Raw genomic sequence first — 18,307 nt, 5'->3', positions numbered from 1 at the left:
TCAGGCCCCCTTCGAGGTCAGGTAGCGCTCACGGAACAGACGCGGGGCGCCGAACAGCTGGACGCCGGTGCGGGCGCGGCGGGCGTACAGATGCGCGGGATGCTCCCAGGTGAAGCCGATGCCGCCGTGCATCTGGATGGCCGCCATGGTGATGGTCTGGTATGCCTCGGCGCAGGCGAAGCCGGCGAGAGCGATGGCGCCGGCGGCGTTCTCGCCGCAATCGGCGTGTTCGGCGGCGGCATGCTGCGCCGCCGAGGTGGCCGACTCCACCTCGATCAGCAGATCGGCCGCCATGTGCTTGAGCGCCTGGAAGCTGCCGATGGGCCGGCCGAACTGTACGCGGGTCTTGAGGTAGTCGACGGTCGTGTCGAACATCCGTCGCGACCCGCCGACCTGCTCACCGGCCAGTCCGATCACCGCGAGGTCGAGCGCCTCCTGCACGGCGTCCCAGCCGCGGGTGCCGATCCGCTTCGCGGGGGTGTCATCGAAGGTGAACGTGGACAGCCGCACCGTGGGATCGAAGACGGTTGCGGCGGTGCGGGCGAAACCGTCGGCGTCCCCGGCGACCTCGAAAACGCCGACACCGTCGGCGGTGCGCGCGACCACCAGCAGCACGTCGGCCACCTGCCCGAACGTCACGTAGTGGGCGCTGCCGGTCAGTCGGCCGGAGGACTCGCGGACGTCCACCCCGTCCTCGGTCCAGGTCCCGGCGGGCCCCGTCACGGCCAGGGTGCCGATGGCGGTCCCGTCGGCGAGAGCGGGCAGCAGACGCCGCTTGTCCTCGTCGGCTCCGGCGGCCTGCACCAGCGCGACCGTCAGCACCGCGCTGGACAGAAATGGGGACGGCAGCAGCGCGGCACCAATCTCTTCGGCGACGGCCTCGAGTTCCCGGGCGCTGAAACCCATCCCGCCGTACTCGTCGTCGACCAGCATGCCGGCCACCCCCTGCTCGGCGAGCCGCCGCCAGAGACTCCGGTCGAAACCGTCGTCGGTCGCCATCACCCGTCGCACGTCGTCCTCGGTGCACGCATCGTCGAGCAGTTCACGCACCGCCGTCCGGAGCTGCGTGCGCTCGGCACTGCTGATCGTCATGGACCCCATGGTTCGTGACGCATGCGGATCTGTACATCACGGATGTCGACATCGACGCATTTCCCTTTCGCACACACATCCCCTCCGCACACACTGCGTCGACCGGGTCGGGGAATGTGACCCGCATCCCAGCGGTTCCCCCAACCATGGCGAAGATGAGCAGCGAAGAACGCGAACGGTACCTGGCCGACCTGCACGTCGGGGTCATCGCCGTCGAGCGGCCGGACCGGGCCCCGCTGGCCGTCCCGGTCTGGTACACCTACGAGCCGGGCGGCGAGGTCCGCGTAGGGACCGGGGAGGGATCCGCCAAGGACCGGGCGATCCGCGCGGCCGGTCGCTTCACGATCACGGCCCAGGACGAGCAGCCGCCCTACCGGTACGTCACCGCCGAGGGCGACGTCGCCGGTGTCGAGCCCGCCGCTGAAGCCGACATGCGTGCTCTGGCGATTCGCTACCTGGGCGAGGAAGCCGGCACCCGGTTCGCCGACGAGTTCGCCGAGCTGGGCGTCACACAGGTCGTCATCCGGATGCGGCCGACACGCTGGCTGAGCACCGACTATTCGAAGGAGTAGCCCGCCGCCTCGGCCATAATGCCGCCGTGGCACCCACTACCGAACAGCCGTCGCTGGTGCGGCGACTGTGGGACGACGCGCGGCGTCGGCCCACCAATCTGCGCCCGCACGTGATGCCGGTCCCGCTGCGCGCGCTGGCGATCGCGACCTGGGTCGGCACCGCGGTCATGCTGGCCTTCGGATTCGTGCCGGGCGTATTCGACGCTGAAGAACATTCCCTGTTCGGTGGTGAGCTCGTCTTCCGCTACACCGCCTTCTGGCCGCTGCTGATCGGGATCGCCCTGGGCTCGGGCATCGCGGCGGTCGGCTATCTGCACACCGCCACCGACGACGACGCGCCCCGCCACCACGGGGCGCTGGCGTGGGCCGCCGGCATCGGCACCCCGCTGATCGCCGTCCTCATCCTCACCATCGACCGCAGCTGGCAGACCATCCCGGCCGCCGCGTCCTGGCTCGCCGCCGCCGTGCTGATCGTCTGGTCGCTGCACCGTCGCCGCCGACCGCCGCATCCCTGGGTCGGCGTGGTCCTGGCCGGGCTGATCGCCGCGCCGTGGATTCCCGCGGTCGTGGTGAATATCCGGTTCGGCCGGGCTCTGCACACCACCGACCCCGTCGACCCCTATCACCTGGTGGGCCTGCTGATGGAGAACATCGGCATCACGACCTACCTGGCGGGCATCGCGATCGCGTTCATCGCGGCCATGGCCACCGGCGGTGTGGCGCTCGCTGCGCACTCGCGGGCCGCGATGGCGCACAGCGTGTCTCGACACCGTGGGGGATGGGCCGTCGCCGGGGCTGTCTGCGCGGTCGCCGCGGTGGTGCTCGTGCTCGAGGTGACCGGCGTGTGGGGCGTGTCGTCGGGCTACCTCGAGGGGTACTGGTCCCTCGGGGAGATCGGGTCCTGGCCGCACGCGATCCTCACCGCCGCCGCCATCGTCGTGGTGACGCAGAGATCGTTCCGTACTCCGCTGGCCCAGCGCGGCGACGTGGCGACCACCCTGGCGGTCGGCGCGAGCGCGCTGGCGGTGCAGAGCGTGGTCGCCGTGATCACCGTCGCCAACCTTGTCGTCCACGCGATCACCGCATCGGTGCAGACGACTGTCACGCCGCCGGCGGGGCTGGAGCTGTTGTTCATGTGGGTGGCGCTGCTGGCGGTCGTCCCGGTCGCGGTGCTGCCCCGCTTCCGCGGAACGGTCGGACGTTCGGTCGCCCGCGTCGCGCTGCTGTACCTCGTGCCGGTGTACGTGGGCATCACCGCGCTGCAGCTCGACTTCGACGTCTCTGTCAAGTTCTGGGCCAAGTCGTCGCAGATCGCCATCTGCCTCACCGTGTTCGCCTGCTTTGCAACGGTTCTCGGGTTGATCGGCAAGCAGAAGGCGGTGCCGGCGGAGATGGCCAACCGGCTGGCGCTCATCCCGCTGTTGATCATCAGCGGGACCTCCTGGCTGCCGTCGGTGCTCGCCACGCCGCTGACGCCGATCATCGCCGTCACCGCTGCGCTGTACGCGCTGCTGTGGACGCTGCCCGAAAGCTCTGACGCGAAGGCGCACACCGGTGTGGTCCTCACCGTGTCGGCGCAGCTGCTGCTCGTCGCCGCGGCCGCCGCTGTGGTCAACCTCTATCCCGATGTGGGGGCCGACGATCCGACCGTCGCGCTGTTGTTCTTCGGGGTTCCGCTCAGCGCGCTGCTGTGCGCGAAGGTGCGTTCCGAGAAGACTCGCGGCGCTCAGTCCGACCGCGACGCCAACCAATTCTGAACCAGGCCAGCGTCGTCGGCCTCGATCGATCGCAGAGCCGTCAATGTCGGATGCCCGGCGATCAGCAGCGCGGTGTCGGTGCCTTCCTCCGGTTCCCCGGATACCTCCATCTCCGTGACGTGCAGGTCCCCGTCTCGAACTTCGGCGACGCGGGTCTGCACCTCTCCGCCCAACGCCAGGCCGGCATGACGGAGGGGGCGGAGATCGGCGGCCGGTCGGTCGGGCACGTTGAGCGACAGGGCGGTGGCCTCCGGCGCATCGAGCAGCAGCTCCAGCACCGGGGCCACCAGACCGGCCGCGGTGTGCCAGTGCCGCTCACCGCTCGGGTACAGCGCGACGTTGAGGGACACGGCGAGCGCACGGACGCCGTTGATCTTCGCGGTGAGCGCCGCTCCGACGGTGCCCGAATGCAGGATGGCTCGTCCGACGTTGCCCCCGTGGTTGATCCCCGACAGCACCAGGTCAGGACGGGGGTCGAGCCATCCGTTGAGGGCGGCGGTCACGATGTGGCCGGGCTGCGCGTGCACGGCCCAGGCGTCGACGCCGTCGAGTCCCGGAAGCTCCCGGCGTTCGACGACGGTGCGGCCGTCGCGGCGGATCGCGCTGAGCGCCGCGCTGGCACCGCTGGCCTGTTCGGCGGGTGCGGCGACGATCACCTCGAGGCCCGCGTCCCGGGCGGCGGCGGCCAGGGCGTGTAGGCCGGGGGCGTCGATGCCGTCGTCGTTGGTCACCAGCGCGCGCAGCCTGCTCATTTCCATGGGCGCAACTCCACTCGTTCGGCGAGCGTCTGCACGGCCCGCGCGCCGCCGGTGCCCAGCCCGTGGCGCACGACGTTGAGCGCGCCGCAGGCCGCGCCGATCTGCAGCGCTCGACGCAGGGAGTCGCCGGCGGCCAGCGCGGCGACCATGCCGGCCGTCATCGAATCCCCGGCGCCGGCGGGATCGGCGGGCTCGAGGCTGGGCATGGCGATCTCGAGGACCTCGTCGTCGAGCAGGGCCAGGGCCGGTGCCGAACCGGAGCGCGACACCACGATGGTGCCCGCGCCGTCCTTGCGCATCGCGCGCATTCCGTCGACCAGATCGGCTGGGTCATCGGAGGTCGCCCGCCCGTCGTCGAGCAGCTCCTCGTGGCTCACCTTGACCAGGCTGGGTTTGCCGACCAGCACCGCTTCGAGTCGGTCGCCGGACAGGTCGGCGGCCACCTGACAGCCGTTCGCGACGAGATCGGTGGTCAGGCGGCGGTACAGGTCGGCCGAGATCACGTCATCCTCCTGCGGGCCGGACAGCAGCACGAAGCCATGCGTCAGGCCCTCGGTGAGGGTGATCTCGTACAGCGAGTCGGTCTCGTGGCGGTCCAGTGGACGGCCGGCGGTCTCGGCGAGGACGTCGCGCTTCCCGTCCCTGCGGTCGTGCACGTAGGAACCGTTGCGGGAACTGACCGGCACGGTCCGCACGGTGATCTGCGGCCTGGGCAGCATCGGCCCGATGACGTCGCCCGTCTCACCGCCCAGAGCGCAGCACAGCACCACCGGCACGCCCAGTGAGGACACCATCCGCGACTGCCAGACGCCCTGACCGCCCGCGTGTACGTGGATGTCGGGCTCGCCGGAGAGATCCTCGATGGTGACGGTGAGCACCGGTAACGGGGCGAAGATCACGACGGCGGCGTCCGGGTCGTCGGGTTCGAATTCCGCGGGCCGTCGATCGTCAGGGCTGTTCGGTGGGCTCGACGTCGTCGTCATGGAGTGACCTGTACCCATTCCCGGTGGGTCATTCCGACGTGACGTCGCGGTGCGCGGCGGACTCCTTGCGGCGAGCGCGGGAGGCGCGCAGGTTGACCACGTTGCCGCACGTCTTGACGTCATGCCACACGCGGCTGCCGTTGCGTGACTGGTCGTAGAACGCGGCGCCGCACTCGGCGTTCATGCACACCCGAAGCCGCTCGGCGGTGCCGGCGTGCACGGCCAACAACAGTTCCATCCCGATCAGGGCGGTCAATCCCGCAGTCCCGTCACCACGGGGCCCGTACACCGGGGTCCCGGCCGTCACTCCCACGCTGACCGCCTTGACCGGGACCTCGAGGGCGGCCATGTCCCCGGTGCGCAGCCAGTGCCGTAGGTCGGCGCGTAACCGGCGTAACGCGACCAGATCGCGCCGGTTCACGGTGAGGTTCACCCGGGGCTGTCCGGTCTGCTCACCCCACACCCGCAGCGCCTGCGTCAGCCACCGCTGCGCCACCACCGGGTCGGCCAGCAGATCGGGCACCTGGTACGGGAGGATGGCCTCGGTGTTGACCACCTCCTGAAGCAGGCACAGACCGCCGGGCGCCGGCGGCAAGCCCAGGCGTTGCGAACTCGTCGAGAAGGCCATCGGCGAATCGTACTCGCGCGCTGGACAGACTCTAATCGTCTTCGCCTACGTCTGGACGACGTCGAAAAGGGCCGGGTCGCTCAACCGCGTCGGCACCGTAGCCGAGGGTCGCGGCGTCGCGGTGGCCGAACAGGCCCGGAAGCCCTCCGCTGACCAGGAAGACCACCGTGTCCGCGGCGGTCACCGTGCGATCCTCGATCGCGGCGATCAGCCCGGCCAGCGCTCGCGCGGTGTAGGTCGGATCCAGGATCAGGCCTTCACTGCGGGCAGCGATGCGCAGGGCGCAGCCGGCGGCCGCGGCGAGGGCGTCGTATCCGTCACCGACCTGGTCGGTGCGCAACCGGAGATCCGCGGCGTCAATGGGCTCGCCCATCTGAGCTAGCAGGTCTGACACTCGGGCGCGCGTGTCGGGCACGGCGCCGGTGTGGACGCCCAGCACGCGATGCGGGCCCAGGGCGGCGACCAGACCGGCCATCGTGCCGCCGGACCCGAGCGCACACACGACGTGGTCGAGTTCGGGGCGCTGCGAAAGGATCTCCTGTCCTGCCAGTCGGTAGCCATGAGCGCCAACGGCATTGGAGCCGCCGAACGGAATGACCACCGGTCTCCGGCCGTCATCCCGGACCTGTGCGGCGACCTCTTCGGCGGCCGCCTGGAGTGCGTGGTCGTCCTGCGAATCGCTACCGACCCATACGATGGTCGCGCCGAGGATCTCGTCGAGCAGCAGATTTCCCTGCGACGCCGATGACGGTTCGCCCGGGAACACCAACACCGTTCGCAGCCCCAGGCGGGTGGCCGCGGCTGCGGTGAGGCGGGCGTGATTGGACTGGGCCGCCCCGGTGGTGATCACGGTGTCGGCGCCGTCGGCCAGCGCTGCGGCCAAGGTCCACTCCAACTTGCGGATCTTGTTGCCGCCCGCGCCCACACCGCCGAGATCGTCGCGTTTGAGCCACAGGCGATCCGGATGTAGCCCGATGGCAGCGGCCAGCCTCGGAGCGGGCTCCATGGGGGACGGCCAGACTGCCAGCGCAACACGATGATGACGTGGAACGGTCACGCTGACTCCTCGGGCGGGCGAGTCGATGCGGCCGCGGCGGCGATCGCGGACACCCGGCGCCGCGCCCGGGCCGCTCGCCCGGTGAGCCGCCACCCCAGCATCGCCGCGAGCGTGCATCCCGGGGGGAACACACCGAGTTGACCGAGCATGCCCAGATCATCGCGCACTGCATCGTGAGCCACGACGAGGCCGTCGCGGACGGTCACGAGGTGGATCTGCTCGACGTCGATGCGACGCCCGCTCGGCGGAATGACCTCGGCCCGCGACCCCTCCGCATAGCGCACGAAGGGGCCCGTGTGGGTGCCGCGCATCCGCACCCGCAGCCACACCATCCCCTGGTGGGCGGCGCTTGCGCAGTGGACGAAGGACAGGTCGGGAAACGCCAAGCGCAACCATGCGCTGGAGGCGAGCGCTCCCGCCGGTCCGGGTATGCGGCACGCCGGCGGAGATGCCGTCGCGGTGCGGTTGTCATTGTCCGGTGCCACGATCCGCTCGGCGAGGTGTCTGTCCTGCGTCTCGAGCACCGTGAGAAGCGCTACGGCGATGGCGACGTCCTCGCCGGGCGGCTCAGGCGACGGCGGTATCAACGGCGGCACTGATGGTTTCGAATTCCGCGAGCTGGTCCAGACGCGCGGTCAGCGCGGTACGCATCTCGGTGACGGCATGGCTGCCGGTGGCCAGCCGCAGCGGCGGATGCTCGGCGTCCACGGCAGCGAGGATGGCAGTCGCCACCCGATCGGCGGTGTTGAACGCCGAGGGCGGCAACTCGCCGATGGATCTCTGTACGTCCCGCACGATCTGGTAGTCGGCGCTGCCGGTGGCGATGTCGAGGTTGTCGAGAAACGCCGTCGCGGTCGGTCCCGGCTCCACGAGCGTCACCCGGATCCCCAGCGGGGACAGTTCGCCCACGAGCGCATCCGAGAGTCCTTCGACGGCGTACTTGGTCGCCGCGAGCAGGCCGACGCCGGGATGCGCGGTCTGACCGTAATAGGACGAACCCTGCAGGATGTGGCCGCGGCGCTGCGCACGCAGCACCGGCAGCACGGCGCGCAGCACGTTGAGAACGCCGAAGACGTTGGTGTCGAAAATCGCTCGCGCCTGCTCATCAGTGGCTTCCTCGACCGCGCCGAACAGCCCGAAGCCGGCGTTGTTGGCGACGACGTCGATGCCGCCGAACGCGGCGAGCGTCGCGTCGACCGCCCCTTGAATGCCCACCGGATCCGCGACGTCCGCGGCGACCACGAGTACGCGTTCGCCGAATTCCTCCTCCAGTGGCGCAAGTCTGTCGGCGGAGCGGGCCACCGCGGTGACCCGGTCACCGCGTCGTGCCGCAGCGCGCGCCAATTCCAGGCCGATGCCCGAGGAGGCTCCGGTGACGAACCAGACGGCGGTATCCGGGGTGGAGCTGAGTGCCTGAGTCATGGTGGGAAGCCTACCGACTTCCGCCAACTTGTCAACATAGGTAAAACCCGTTTGCATATGTCAACCGCAGGCGTACCGTACGAGTGGTCGCTACCGCAGAACGCCTGTGAGACAGGTGATGACGACGGTCACCGTGAGGACTGGAAGAAAGGGTCATAGCTCATGAAACTGAACGCAGCAGCTCGTGAGTTGATCGGGGACGGTGTCGACGACGCCATGCTCGTCACGCTCAACCCCGACGGCACCCCGCAGACGTCGATGACGTGGATGGCGTTGCGGACCACTGTCGACGGTGACGACGAGTTGGTCGCCGGGCACCTCGCCGAACATCAGAAAGTCCGCAACGTGCGCCGCGATCCGCGGGTGGTGGTGTCGATCCCTTCGCACGACAAGAGTGGCGCGATGGAGCCCTATCTCGTGGTCAAGGGCACGGCGCGCATCGTCGAGGGGGGCGCCCCGGAATTCATCGGTCCGCTGGCCAAGCACTTCCTCGGCCCCGACGCGGCCTGGCCACCCGAGGGTGCGCCCGGCGGCTACCTCACCGTCGTGCGCATCGACAAGGTCGGCGGCGTCGGCCCCTGGACCGACTGACACACGGCGAGTCCGGTCAGTCCTGCTTGCGCAGCCGCGGCTTGGGGATCTTCCGGCCGGCCGGCTTCGGCTCCGGCGGTTCCGGCTTGGGACCGAGCCCCGTGATGCGCCCGACGGTGCCGACCCCGGGCAGACTTCCCACCGCGCGGTACACCGCATCGCCTTGGGCGACGAGGGCCTGCAGTTGGGGCAGGATCCGGTCCATCGCCTGCAGCGTCGGATCGGCGAGCGCCATGTACCTCTCGAACCGGTCCAACGTCGTGTTCAGCCGCTCGGTCGCCGTCGCCAGATTCTCGATGAGATCCGGCAGCTGGGCGACCATCTGCGCCGACGCCCCGGGCATGCGCATCGCTCCGGCGGCGACATCCTGCGCGGCCTGCAGCGCGGCTTGCGCGGCGGCGCGCACATCCGCGGGACCGGGATTCTTCTGCTCAGCCATGCGTCCACTGTGCCGGACGAACGCCTCGGCTGCGGGGATGATCGGAGGATGAATCCCGTCGACAACGACGCCGTCCGTCGCGCAGTCGCGGCGTTCGCAATTCGGCCCGAGCAGAGCACCGCCCTGGAGGTGCTGCGGCAGTGCATGTTCGGTGAACTGTTGCTGGACGTCACCGGTTCCGACGCGCCGGTGGGCGGATCCTTCCGGAAAGGCGGCACTCTCCGCATCAATGGTGGCACCGGGCCAGACGGTGGCCGGGCGCTGTTCGCGTTCAGCCGGCAGAGCGAAATCGCCCGCATGCACGATCCGGCGGTGCAGACGCAGTCGTTGGTGACGTCGTCGATCGGCGCTCTGGAAATGGTGCGCCGCGAGCAAGGCCCCTGGCTCTACATCGACCCGGTCGGCCCCTACATCGCCCTGTCGCGTGCCGAGCTCGGGGCATGACACGGTGCCACCTCACACCAGGTTTCTGGCGACCAGCGAGTGTGCGGTGTCCACGATGGTCTGGGCGGCCGGACGGGGAACCCATCCGAGTAACGCCTTCGCCTTGGCGTTGCTGATCTGCGGGCGTCGTCCCAGCCGGTTCAGCGTCTCGCGCATGGCGGGGACGGTCTGGGCGAGACGCCGAACGTCGTCCTCGCTGTACTCGGCGGTGGGTACGCGCGCGGCCGCAGCACCGAGACTCGCACGCAGGATGTCGGCCATCTGCAGGAAGCTCAGCGACGGTCCGTCGGCCACGAGCAGGATTCGCTCGCCCACCGAATCCGGCGCCGCCAGCGCTTGCAGATGAGCCGCGGCGACGTCGCGGACGTCGACCACTCCGAAGTACTGGGGCGCGAGCTGGGTGACCGCACCGGTGAGCATGGCCTGGATGAACCGGACGGATGTCGACAGATGCGGTCCGAGGGTCGGTCCAAAGATGCCCACCGGCACCAGCGTGGTCAGCTGCAGACCGGTGCCGTGCGTGGCGACGAAGTCCCATGCGGCGCGCTCGGCGATGGCCTTGGAGCGGATGTAGGCGGAGTTCTCGTCCGCCGGATCCGTCCAGTCGTCCTCGGTCCACCGCTCGTCGGCTTTCGGTGAATAGCCGACCGCAGCGAAAGACGACGTCATGACCACGCGTGAACAGCCCGCATCGCGGGCGTGCCGCAACACCCGCAGCGTGCCCTCGCGGGCGGGCACGATGACGTCGTCGTCGTTCTCGGGAGTGTCGGCCGGAAACGGCGAGGCAATGTGCAGTACGGCTCGGGCCCCGTCGAGCGCATCGGTCCATCCGGCGTCGTCGGTGAGATCGGCGTACACCGTTTCGATCTGCCGCGGGTCCAAGCCTTCACCGCGGACGGTGTCGTCGACCTGTGCCCCGCGCTGCGGGTTGCGCACGGCTGCCCGCACCGGAACGCCCTGTCGCAGCAGCTGACTGACGACATGACTGCCGACGTACCCGGCGGCGCCGGTGACCAGGACGGGTGATCGGTGAGTCGTCAGGCCGCTCTCCATCTCGACAGTGTTACCGGTCTTCGCCATCGGCGAACCCCGTAAAGCCCGTAGTCGGGGTGGTCAATCGAGCTCGGCGAGCTGTTTGACCGCCGGCGCCATCCCCTCGATCCACGCCGCCGGCGATCCCGACGTCGGCGTGACGATCGCGGTGTGCACCCCCAGCTTCGCGTAATCGGCCATGCTGCGGACGAATTCGTCACGGGTATCCGGCTCCGGTCGCGGGTTGTTCGCCAGGATCGTCACCTCGATCTCGCCGAAGTCGCGACCGACGTCGTCGCAGTGCCGCTGCAGCACCTCGAGCTTGTGCCGCACATCCTCCGGTGCGGAGGCGAAGAGGTTGCAGGCGTCCCCGTACTGAGCCACCAGCCGCAGCGTCTTGCGCTCGCCGCTGCCGCCGATCAGCACCTTGGGCTTGTTGATCGGCTGCGGGTTGCACAGCGTCTCGGCCAGCTCGTAGTGCTTACCGCGGTATGGCCCGTTGTTGGTCGGATCCCACATCTGGGCGCTGATCTGCAACGCCTCCTCGAGCCGCTCGAACCGTTCGGCCAGCGGGGGATAGGGCACGCCGAGTCCGAGGTGCTCCCGCTCGAACCACGCCGCACCGATACCCAGCACCGCGCGCCCGCCCGAGAGCACGTCCAGCGTCGCCACGGTCTTGGCCAGCAGTCCGGGGTGGCGGTAGGTCACGCCGGTGACGAGCAGGCCGAGCAGGATCTGCTTGGTGTGCGCGGCCAGGAAACCCAGCGTTGTGTAGCCCTCGAGCATGTTCGACTCGGCGGGCAACCCGGTCGGCTCGATCTGGAAGAAGTGGTCCATGAACGACAGCCAGGTCGCCCCGGACGCCTCCGCCGCCTCGCCCACCCGGGCGAGCTCACCGGCAATGGCGGTCGTTCCGCCGTCGATGTCGAAGATGGGCACGTGAAATCCAAGGTCCATGCCACCCGACAACCGGTGTGACGGGCACCGCATTCCCGCGGCGCCCGAATCAGAGGCGACCGACTTTCTTCAGACCCTCGACGGTGTCGGCGATCGTCACCGCCGGATCGCGCTGCACGATGCCCAGATCCCGCTCGGCGGGCGCATCGTCGGACGACGGCATCTGGGTGTAGTACTGCATGGCCGCGGAGTTGATCGGCGTCTCGAACGGCAACTGGTCGCCGATCACGTCGAAGAGCCGCCCCAGCGACCGCAGCGCCACATCCGGCACCGGCAGCACCGCCAGCGTGCGGTCGGCGGCCTTACCGATCATCGATGCCAGATCGCCCACCGGTACCCGCTTACCGCCGGCCATGTAGCGGCGCGGCCCCTTGCCCGGTTCGAGCAGCGCCACGTGCAGATCGGCCAGATCGCGGACGTCGATGACGATCCATGCCGCACCCCGGCCCGGCACGCCGCGCATCTTGACCGACGCTTCGACGCCTTCGGCGGCCTCACCGAACTGATCGCCGGCGGGCGGGCCGAGCACCATGCCCGGATAGGTGATGTTCACCGGGGCGCCACCGTCCTGCAGTCCGCGCGCATACGCTTCGACCACGGCTTTGGACTTGCCGTAGCCGTCCGATCCGCCGACCACCGGGAGGTCGGCGTGCAGCACTTCGAGACCCGGCTTGAACAGCGCGGTGAAGCTGGAGACGTGGATGATCGGGTCGATCCCGGCCTTCGCCGCCCCGCCCAGCACGTAGCGCGCACCCTCCAGGTTGGTGTACAGCATCTTGTCGGCCATCGCTGGATCGGTGGAGACCATTGCCGCGCAATGGATCACCGCGTCGCAACCGTCAAGCGCCTTGGCCACGGAGTCTGGATCGGCGATGTCGCCGATGACGTGGTCGTCGATGTCGACGCCGATCTTGGCGGCACTGGTCTCCAGGCGCTCGACCTTGCGCACCAGCAACCGTGTCTGGTGGCCGGCGTCCTGTACGGCTTTGGCTGTCCACGCGCCGACGAATCCGGTGGCGCCGGTGATCATGACTCTCATCAGAACCGGACACTACCTGCACCGCCGTGCCACGATGAGGCATGTCCGACGACATGCAATCCGAGCGTGACTTCAACGCGCGCAACATCGAGGAATTCCGCCGCAACGGCGGAAAGGTGGGCGGCCAGTTCGAGGGTTTCCCGCTGTTGATCCTGCACTCGAAGGGCGCCAGGAGCGGCGTCGAACGAGAGAACCTGATCGGCTACTTCGACATCGAGGACACGGTCTACATCGTCGGCTCGGCGGCCGGTCGCGACGGCAGCCCGGCCTGGGTGTTCAACTTGCGCGCCGATCCGCAAGCGACCGTCGAGATCGGCGGCGAACCGGCCCAGCCGGCGACCGCCCGCGAACTGCCCCGCGACGAGCGTGACCGCGTCTACGAGATCGTCACGCAGCGCGCGCCCGGTTTCGCCGAATACCAGAAGCGCACCGATCGGGTGATTCCGGTGTTCTCGCTGACGTTCGGCTGATCACAGGTCGAGAACCAGCGGGGTGCGGGGCACCGCCGAGCAGATGAGCACCTGCCCGGCGGCGGGCTCGTCGAGCGGCGGTTGGGTGTATTCGGTGCTTCCGGCGACGATGTCGGTGACGCAGATGTGGCAGACCCCGCTGCGGCACGAGTAGCGGGTGGGCACGTCGCACGCCTCGGCGAACTCCAGCAGACTGGCGTAGTCGGTCGACCAGTCGACGCTCAGGCCGCTGCGCGCGAATGTCACCGGGGGTCCGGCGCCTGGCTGTCCCGGGGGCACGTGCGGATGACGGGCCGGCGGCGCATCGGTGATGCCCGGGTTGATGGCTGCCCGGGCGCCGAACAGTTCACTGTGGATGTGGGCGGCGTCCAGGCCCGCGGCGACCAGCGCGTCGCGCATCGCGTCCATGAAGCCGACGGGTCCGCACACGTAGGCCGCGGCGTCGGTCGGTGGTCCCAGCGCGGTCAGGGTGTCGCCGTTCAGCCGGGCGCCGGTGGCGGTGTAGACGGTATGAGCCGCGGCGTCTGGCAGCGCGGCGATCAACGCCTCGACCTCGGCGGCGAACGCGTGGGATTCGTGGTCCCGCGTGGTGTGGATCCACAGCACCTTGCGCTGACTGCGCTGCGCGGCGAGCCGGTGCAGCATCGCCAGCACCGGCGTCGCGCCGACTCCGGCCGAGATCAGCACCACGGGTCGGACGTCGTCGAGCAGCACGAAGTCTCCGCGCGGCGCGGCGGCGTCGAGGACCGCGCCGGTGGCCAGCGAGGTGTGTAGCCACCGGCTGACCGCGCCGTGCTGGTCGCGTTTGACGCTGATCCGGTAGCGACCTCCGGCGGGGTCGCCGGACAGCGAATAGCTGCGCAGCGGCGCAGGATCGGCGGCCCCGGCGACCCGGATCGGCAGATACTGGCCCGGGCGGGCCGGTGGCAGGGGGTTGCCGTCGTCGGACTCGAGCTCGATCGACAAGATGTCGGCCGTCTCGTGGCGGGTGGCCCGCACCCGCAGCGGCCGGAATCCCGACCACGCCGGGATGTCATCCGGTGGGGCCGCGAGCAGTTCCCGGAAGGACTGCACCCAGCCCGGGCTCAGCGCCGGGATGTCCACGGCATCGCGCATTCTCGCGTCGTCGCGGCCGGGCAGGTACAGCAGCGCATCGATCTCGGCGACCGAGAGTTCATGCCGGCCGCGCCGGGTGCGCTCGATGTCGTCGCCGGCAGTGACGTGTCCTTCGGTGATCACCCGGAGGTAGAAGCCCGGCCGGCGATGGGCCACCAACAGGATCGGCATGCGGGGCTCCTGTAGGCGCATGCCGACGCGGAAGCACGTCACCCGGGGCTGGGTCACCTCGAACTCGGCGTCGCCGATGCGGTAGCGGTCCCCGATGCACACCTCGTCGTCGGGCAGGCCGTCGACGGTGAAGTTCTCGCCGAACGATCCGGGCACCAGGTCGTCTCGGCCCAGGACCGCGCGCCAGTGGTCGTAGGACTCGCGCTGGTAGACCAGCACGGCGCGGTTCTCCCCGCCGTGGCCGTTGAGGTCGCCCTGCCCGTCACCGTCGATGTTGAGGGTGCGCACCATCAGCGGTCCGTCGACCGGGGACTTCCAGATGCCGGTGTGAACCGTCTTGTCCTGCCAACGGACGTCTGTGGGCATACCGACGTTGAGGGACACCAGCCGGCCGACCGTCATGGCCGGAATTATCGCTCAGCTGACGGCGACGAACGGGCTGATCGCGTCACGCGCGAACTGGAAGACGTTGACGTCAGGGCTGCCGTCCGGATAGCTCACCGTCGCCAGCACATTGCCGCCCGCATCGACGAAGTTCCCGTCGGCCCGGTCCTGATGCGTCGAGGAGGTCACCAGGATGATCCCCGACGTGCCGGCCTCCTTGGCCAGCGGCACCGAGAAACGAGCGTTCTGCACGGTGCTGTTCGCGCGGTCCTCGACGATGATCCGGTTCGCCGGAAAGCCCATCAGCATGAGCATGTTGCGCATCTGCTCGGCCTCGGTCTTGCCATTGCGCGGATTGCCACCGGTCACGATGATCGGTGACTGCGGAAAGAACTGCGCCACAGTCAAACCCGTGAGGACCCGGCGACGAAGGATGGTGCGCATACTGCCGTCGTTCTCCAAGCCGTAGCCGAGGATGACGATGGCGGGTTTGGAGAAGTCCTTCGCAGCGACCGCGGGGGGCTGCGCCGTCGACACCGCCGGCGAGACCTCACCGAGAAGCGCTGCAGCGGCCAGCGCCAAGGCACCCACAGTGGCTTTCCAACGGCGCATGCACACATCTCCTGAGGCAGTTGAGGACGCTGTTACTGCCGGTGTGATCGTGATGCGCAGGCGCAGTGTTACCGGATGCGAGGCTCAGCCCCGTTCGACGACGTTGTCGCCGGAGTTGTTGATCTGCGGGTCGCCGTTGCGGAAGACCACCCGGTTGTCGAAACCCGACGCGCTGATTGCATCGGTGTCGTCGATGGTGACCTGATTCTCGACACCCGAGACGCTGACGCTGACGCAGTGACCGGTGATGGTCACCGTATTCGACACGCCGCTGATGCTGATCGAGCTGTCATTGCACGCGACCCGCTTGTTGCCTTCGACGCCGGACACGCTGAACGTTCCGTTGGCCGGTGCCTGCACCACCACGTCGTCGCTACCGGATGGTCCGCCGGGCACCACGACCACCGGTGCATCGCCGGTCGGGAGCGTCTGCGACGGCTCGTCGAGCGGTCCACCGCCGCCGGCTACCGGCCGACCCGCGGTGATCGCGCCATCTCGCGGACCCGAGTTGGCGAAGTGGATCGCGACGACGGCACCGACGACGAGCAGCGCGAGCACCACGACGACCAGGACGATCACGCCGCCGTGCGAACTCTTCGGCGGTGGCCCCGCCATCGGGTAAGGCATGTCGTACGCCGGTGGTGGCGGGGGAGGGTATGACCCCGCGACCGGGTAGGGCTGGGTGCCCAGCTCCGAGGTCTGCGCCCGATCGGCGAGCGGGCGCTCCAGGTCGCGAATGCGCGCCTCCGGGTCGTCCTGCGGGTTCATGGGCAGATGGTCCCATACGCATCACCCCTGCTCAATGAATTCTTCTGGCGGTAGCGACAAAGTGACAACGCGTGTTATCACCGAGTCCTTGTGATCCGGCTCACGATCGGTTTAGATTGTGTCGACCACCACAACGAAGGGGCTCGAACATGGATGCGGTCAACGACGGCTCACTCGCCCCGGTCCCGGTCCCGGCCGCTCCGGTCGCCGCCCGCCGCGTCAAGCCGGCTGACCACCACACGATCCAGAGCGTCGTTCTCACCACGATCTTCTTCCTGGGCGTCATCGGCGTCGTGGGTGCGATGGTGCTCGGCCAGTCGACCATCGCCTTCATCATCGGTCTGGTCGCCTCGGCGATCATCGTCGGGACGGTCTGCTGACACCGCCGATTCGGTAGCGCCGCATACCATCGCCGGATGGGCACCCGGCGCATCCACATCGACAAGCAGTCACCCAAGGCCTACAAGGCCCTGGTCGGCGTCTCCACCACGGTGACCGCGCTCGCCGAGGAGGCGGGTCTGTCGCGCAGCCTGGTCGAACTCGTGAACATCCGGGTCTCTCAGCTCAACGGCTGCGCATCCTGTCTCGACGTCCACCACCGCCGAGCCGACGAGGCCGGCGTGACCGCCAAACAGCGGGCCACCGTATCGGTATGGCGTGATACCGAGCTGTTCGACGAGCGTGAGCAGGCCGCCCTGCGGCTCGCCGAGATCAGCACCACGCTTCCCGACCACGACACCGCCGAACGCGAATATGCCCGGGCCCGTGAAGCATTCGACGACGACGAGCTGTCCGCCGTGCTCTGGGTCGCCGCCACCATCAACGCCTTCAACCGGGTCTCGATTCTCAGCGGCCATATCGTGTCGGATTGAGATTCCGAGCGGTCGCTGCAGCGCGTGTCCGCGTCATCCCGCTCAGCGTGGACGGACGACGATCACCGGAACGACGGCTTCCTGGGCCACCGCGGTGCTGACCGACCCCAGCAGCATCCCGGCGAACCCGCCTCGTCCATGGCTTCCGACGACCACCAGTTGAGCGCTCTGCGCTCTGTCGAGCAGGTGAGCGACCGGGCTCGAGTATGAGATCACCCGGTGCACGCTCACCTCCGGATAACGTTCCTGCCAACCGGCCAGACATTCGGCGAGGGTCTTCTCCGCCGCTCTGCGCAGCACACCATCCTCGAGGCCGTAGTCGGTGGTCATATCCGCGTCGCTCCAGGCGTGCACCGCGACGAGGTCGACGCCGCGTCGGGAGGCCTCGTCGAAGGCGATCTCCAGAGCCGACTGCGACGCCCGCGATCCGTCGATCCCGACCACCACCGGACGTCCGGACAGTTCCGCGGGGGTGACCTCGTCGTGGACGACGGCGACGGGACCGTGGGCGTGATGGATCAGACCCGTGCTCACCGACCCGAGCAGCCGGCGATGCCGGCCGGTGGTTCCGCGGCTTCCGACGACCACCATGCGCGCGTCTTTGGACAGGTCGACCAGGGTGGGCACCGCTGCGCCGAAGAACACTTCGGTGCTCACCTCGAGATCGCCGTTCAGCCCGACGGCCTCGGCGACAGCGTCGGCGATGACGCGACGTGCGTCGTTCTCGCGAATCTCCAGCACCTCGTCGGGGATTCGACCACCGGGCCAGACCATGGTGGGCGCCACCACCGTGATCGCCGGTGCGACGTGGACGATGCTGAGGGCGACGTGATGCAGTCTGGCCTCCTGCGCGGCCCATCGCACCGCCGCGTGTGCCGACTCCGACCCGTCGACGCCTACGACATATCCGTGATGCGTCCGATGCTGAGACATGCTGTCTTCCTCCGACCGATTGCTGTCCATCGACCGTAGGAGAGCCGACGGGTCCAGCGATGCGGCCTTTGGTCCCTTCGGCGATGGCCGAAGGGCCCGTGCCGCGCCGACGCGCGATCGTCGCTGCCCGGCTGTCGGACGGGCGTCACGGCATGCCGGCCGCACGGATCGCGCGAACACGAGAGGCACGAGAATGCCTCGATCCGATTG

General features: G+C 69.1%; 22 protein-coding genes. 7 read left to right on the top strand and 15 right to left on the bottom strand.

Annotated elements, in window-relative coordinates; all coding sequences use genetic code 11:
• Positions 1-1,092: an acyl-CoA dehydrogenase family protein gene (locus tag ACN27E_RS13290; protein WP_422741984.1), complete on the bottom strand. Its 1,092-nt coding sequence runs from the start codon at positions 1,090-1,092 to the stop codon at positions 1-3.
• A gap of 146 nt (positions 1,093-1,238) precedes the next feature.
• On the opposite strand from ACN27E_RS13290, the gene ACN27E_RS13285 reads away from it, so the two are divergent.
• Positions 1,239-1,664, top strand: coding sequence for a pyridoxamine 5'-phosphate oxidase family protein (locus ACN27E_RS13285; RefSeq protein ID WP_422741983.1), 426 nt, complete (start codon positions 1,239-1,241; stop codon positions 1,662-1,664).
• Between the two features lie 26 nt (positions 1,665-1,690).
• Complete coding sequence (locus ACN27E_RS13280) at positions 1,691-3,421, top strand: hypothetical protein (RefSeq protein WP_422741981.1); 1,731 nt, start codon at positions 1,691-1,693, stop codon at positions 3,419-3,421.
• Here ACN27E_RS13280 and surE read toward each other — a convergent pair.
• From surE to ACN27E_RS13250, 6 genes are read right to left on the bottom strand one after another with little or no spacing between them, the layout of a single operon-like run.
• Positions 3,391-4,173 (bottom strand): 5'/3'-nucleotidase SurE, encoded by a 783-nt coding sequence (gene surE, locus ACN27E_RS13275; RefSeq protein WP_422741979.1) that lies wholly within the window; start codon positions 4,171-4,173, stop codon positions 3,391-3,393. The genes ACN27E_RS13280 and surE overlap by 31 nt on opposite strands.
• Positions 4,170-5,162, bottom strand: coding sequence for a 1-phosphofructokinase family hexose kinase (locus tag ACN27E_RS13270; protein ID WP_422741978.1), 993 nt, complete (start codon positions 5,160-5,162; stop codon positions 4,170-4,172). The genes surE and ACN27E_RS13270 overlap by 4 nt, the downstream gene beginning before the upstream one ends.
• A 28-nt stretch (positions 5,163-5,190) precedes the next feature.
• The gene (locus ACN27E_RS13265; RefSeq protein WP_422741976.1) at positions 5,191-5,790 is read right to left on the bottom strand and encodes a CGNR zinc finger domain-containing protein; all 600 of its coding nucleotides are present in this window, start codon (positions 5,788-5,790) and stop codon (positions 5,191-5,193) included.
• A gap of 31 nt (positions 5,791-5,821) precedes the next feature.
• Positions 5,822-6,847, bottom strand: coding sequence for a pyridoxal-phosphate dependent enzyme (locus tag ACN27E_RS13260; RefSeq protein WP_422741974.1), 1,026 nt, complete (start codon positions 6,845-6,847; stop codon positions 5,822-5,824).
• Positions 6,844-7,371 carry an ester cyclase gene (locus ACN27E_RS13255; protein ID WP_422741972.1) on the bottom strand — a complete coding sequence of 176 codons (528 nt, stop codon included), beginning with the start codon at positions 7,369-7,371 and terminating at the stop codon, positions 6,844-6,846. The genes ACN27E_RS13260 and ACN27E_RS13255 overlap by 4 nt, the downstream gene beginning before the upstream one ends.
• A 43-nt stretch (positions 7,372-7,414) precedes the next feature.
• On the bottom strand, positions 7,415-8,269 hold the full coding sequence (locus ACN27E_RS13250; protein ID WP_422741971.1) for an SDR family NAD(P)-dependent oxidoreductase: 855 nt from the start codon (positions 8,267-8,269) through the stop codon (positions 7,415-7,417).
• Positions 8,270-8,431: 162 nt separating this feature from the next.
• Here ACN27E_RS13250 and ACN27E_RS13245 point away from each other — a divergent pair, with 162 nt between their 5' ends.
• Positions 8,432-8,860 (top strand): TIGR03618 family F420-dependent PPOX class oxidoreductase, encoded by a 429-nt coding sequence (locus ACN27E_RS13245; RefSeq protein ID WP_422741969.1) that lies wholly within the window; start codon positions 8,432-8,434, stop codon positions 8,858-8,860.
• 16 nt (positions 8,861-8,876) lie between these two features.
• Here ACN27E_RS13245 and ACN27E_RS13240 read toward each other — a convergent pair whose 3' ends face one another.
• On the bottom strand, positions 8,877-9,299 hold the full coding sequence (locus ACN27E_RS13240; protein ID WP_422741967.1) for a hypothetical protein: 423 nt from the start codon (positions 9,297-9,299) through the stop codon (positions 8,877-8,879).
• Between the two features lie 48 nt (positions 9,300-9,347).
• Between ACN27E_RS13240 and ACN27E_RS13235 the strand changes: the two genes are divergently transcribed.
• Positions 9,348-9,743 carry an SseB family protein gene (locus ACN27E_RS13235; protein WP_422741966.1) on the top strand — a complete coding sequence of 132 codons (396 nt, stop codon included), beginning with the start codon at positions 9,348-9,350 and terminating at the stop codon, positions 9,741-9,743.
• 12 nt (positions 9,744-9,755) lie between these two features.
• Here ACN27E_RS13235 and ACN27E_RS13230 read toward each other — a convergent pair whose 3' ends face one another.
• Genes ACN27E_RS13230 through ACN27E_RS13220 form a run of 3 tightly spaced genes read right to left on the bottom strand, consistent with a single transcriptional unit; the run spans position 9,756 to position 12,771 of the window.
• Entirely contained in the window at positions 9,756-10,823 is a 1,068-nt protein-coding gene (locus tag ACN27E_RS13230) for an NAD-dependent epimerase/dehydratase family protein (RefSeq protein ID WP_422741964.1), read from the bottom strand.
• Between the two features lie 33 nt (positions 10,824-10,856).
• Positions 10,857-11,732, bottom strand: a complete 876-nt coding sequence (locus ACN27E_RS13225) for an LLM class F420-dependent oxidoreductase (protein WP_422741963.1) — start codon at positions 11,730-11,732, stop codon at positions 10,857-10,859.
• 49 nt (positions 11,733-11,781) lie between these two features.
• Positions 11,782-12,771, bottom strand: a complete 990-nt coding sequence (locus tag ACN27E_RS13220; RefSeq protein ID WP_422741962.1) for an NAD-dependent epimerase/dehydratase family protein — start codon at positions 12,769-12,771, stop codon at positions 11,782-11,784.
• A 41-nt stretch (positions 12,772-12,812) separates the two neighbouring features.
• Between ACN27E_RS13220 and ACN27E_RS13215 the strand changes: the two genes are divergently transcribed.
• Complete coding sequence (locus ACN27E_RS13215) at positions 12,813-13,241, top strand: nitroreductase family deazaflavin-dependent oxidoreductase (RefSeq protein WP_422741961.1); 429 nt, start codon at positions 12,813-12,815, stop codon at positions 13,239-13,241.
• On the opposite strand, the gene ACN27E_RS13210 is transcribed toward ACN27E_RS13215, so the two are convergent.
• From ACN27E_RS13210 to ACN27E_RS13200, 3 genes are all read right to left on the bottom strand, one after another.
• Positions 13,242-14,930 (bottom strand): MOSC domain-containing protein, encoded by a 1,689-nt coding sequence (locus tag ACN27E_RS13210; protein ID WP_422741960.1) that lies wholly within the window; start codon positions 14,928-14,930, stop codon positions 13,242-13,244.
• Positions 14,931-14,945: 15 nt separating this feature from the next.
• On the bottom strand, positions 14,946-15,524 hold the full coding sequence (locus ACN27E_RS13205) for a YdcF family protein (protein WP_422741958.1): 579 nt from the start codon (positions 15,522-15,524) through the stop codon (positions 14,946-14,948).
• Between the two features lie 84 nt (positions 15,525-15,608).
• The gene (locus ACN27E_RS13200; RefSeq protein ID WP_422741956.1) at positions 15,609-16,292 is read right to left on the bottom strand and encodes a DUF3060 domain-containing protein; all 684 of its coding nucleotides are present in this window, start codon (positions 16,290-16,292) and stop codon (positions 15,609-15,611) included.
• 149 nt (positions 16,293-16,441) lie between these two features.
• On the opposite strand from ACN27E_RS13200, the gene ACN27E_RS13195 reads away from it, so the two are divergent.
• Both ACN27E_RS13195 and ACN27E_RS13190 read left to right on the top strand, forming a co-directional pair.
• On the top strand, positions 16,442-16,672 hold the full coding sequence (locus tag ACN27E_RS13195; RefSeq protein WP_422741955.1) for a hypothetical protein: 231 nt from the start codon (positions 16,442-16,444) through the stop codon (positions 16,670-16,672).
• 36 nt (positions 16,673-16,708) lie between these two features.
• Entirely contained in the window at positions 16,709-17,164 is a 456-nt protein-coding gene (locus ACN27E_RS13190) for a carboxymuconolactone decarboxylase family protein (RefSeq protein ID WP_422741953.1), read from the top strand.
• A gap of 42 nt (positions 17,165-17,206) precedes the next feature.
• Here ACN27E_RS13190 and ACN27E_RS13185 read toward each other — a convergent pair whose 3' ends face one another.
• Positions 17,207-18,097, bottom strand: coding sequence for a universal stress protein (locus ACN27E_RS13185; protein ID WP_422741951.1), 891 nt, complete (start codon positions 18,095-18,097; stop codon positions 17,207-17,209).
• Positions 18,098-18,307: the final 210 nt, after the last annotated feature.

Source organism: Mycobacterium sp. WMMD1722, from assembly GCF_049315205.1.
Classification (GTDB): domain Bacteria; phylum Actinomycetota; class Actinomycetes; order Mycobacteriales; family Mycobacteriaceae; genus Mycobacterium.
The sequence above is the reverse complement of the archived record's forward strand: the minus strand, read 5'-3'. Positions and strand labels throughout refer to the sequence as shown.

Coding starts and splice junctions, on each gene's coding strand:
- ACN27E_RS13245 (WP_422741969.1), top strand. CDS start 8,432: ATGAAACTGAACGCAGCAGCTCGTGAGTTGATCGGGGACGGTGTCGAC.
- ACN27E_RS13195 (WP_422741955.1), top strand. CDS start 16,442: ATGGATGCGGTCAACGACGGCTCACTCGCCCCGGTCCCGGTCCCGGCC.
- ACN27E_RS13285 (WP_422741983.1), top strand. CDS start 1,239: ATGGCGAAGATGAGCAGCGAAGAACGCGAACGGTACCTGGCCGACCTG.
- ACN27E_RS13290 (WP_422741984.1), bottom strand. CDS start 1,092: ATGACGATCAGCAGTGCCGAGCGCACGCAGCTCCGGACGGCGGTGCGT.
- ACN27E_RS13220 (WP_422741962.1), bottom strand. CDS start 12,771: ATGAGAGTCATGATCACCGGCGCCACCGGATTCGTCGGCGCGTGGACA.
- ACN27E_RS13205 (WP_422741958.1), bottom strand. CDS start 15,524: ATGCGCCGTTGGAAAGCCACTGTGGGTGCCTTGGCGCTGGCCGCTGCA.
- ACN27E_RS13200 (WP_422741956.1), bottom strand. CDS start 16,292: ATGAACCCGCAGGACGACCCGGAGGCGCGCATTCGCGACCTGGAGCGC.
- ACN27E_RS13190 (WP_422741953.1), top strand. CDS start 16,709: ATGGGCACCCGGCGCATCCACATCGACAAGCAGTCACCCAAGGCCTAC.
- ACN27E_RS13265 (WP_422741976.1), bottom strand. CDS start 5,790: ATGGCCTTCTCGACGAGTTCGCAACGCCTGGGCTTGCCGCCGGCGCCC.
- ACN27E_RS13185 (WP_422741951.1), bottom strand. CDS start 18,097: ATGTCTCAGCATCGGACGCATCACGGATATGTCGTAGGCGTCGACGGG.
- ACN27E_RS13240 (WP_422741967.1), bottom strand. CDS start 9,299: ATGGCTGAGCAGAAGAATCCCGGTCCCGCGGATGTGCGCGCCGCCGCG.
- ACN27E_RS13250 (WP_422741971.1), bottom strand. CDS start 8,269: ATGACTCAGGCACTCAGCTCCACCCCGGATACCGCCGTCTGGTTCGTC.
- ACN27E_RS13230 (WP_422741964.1), bottom strand. CDS start 10,823: ATGGCGAAGACCGGTAACACTGTCGAGATGGAGAGCGGCCTGACGACT.
- ACN27E_RS13215 (WP_422741961.1), top strand. CDS start 12,813: ATGTCCGACGACATGCAATCCGAGCGTGACTTCAACGCGCGCAACATC.
- ACN27E_RS13210 (WP_422741960.1), bottom strand. CDS start 14,930: ATGACGGTCGGCCGGCTGGTGTCCCTCAACGTCGGTATGCCCACAGAC.
- ACN27E_RS13225 (WP_422741963.1), bottom strand. CDS start 11,732: ATGGACCTTGGATTTCACGTGCCCATCTTCGACATCGACGGCGGAACG.
- ACN27E_RS13270 (WP_422741978.1), bottom strand. CDS start 5,162: ATGACGACGACGTCGAGCCCACCGAACAGCCCTGACGATCGACGGCCC.
- ACN27E_RS13235 (WP_422741966.1), top strand. CDS start 9,348: ATGAATCCCGTCGACAACGACGCCGTCCGTCGCGCAGTCGCGGCGTTC.
- surE (WP_422741979.1), bottom strand. CDS start 4,173: ATGAGCAGGCTGCGCGCGCTGGTGACCAACGACGACGGCATCGACGCC.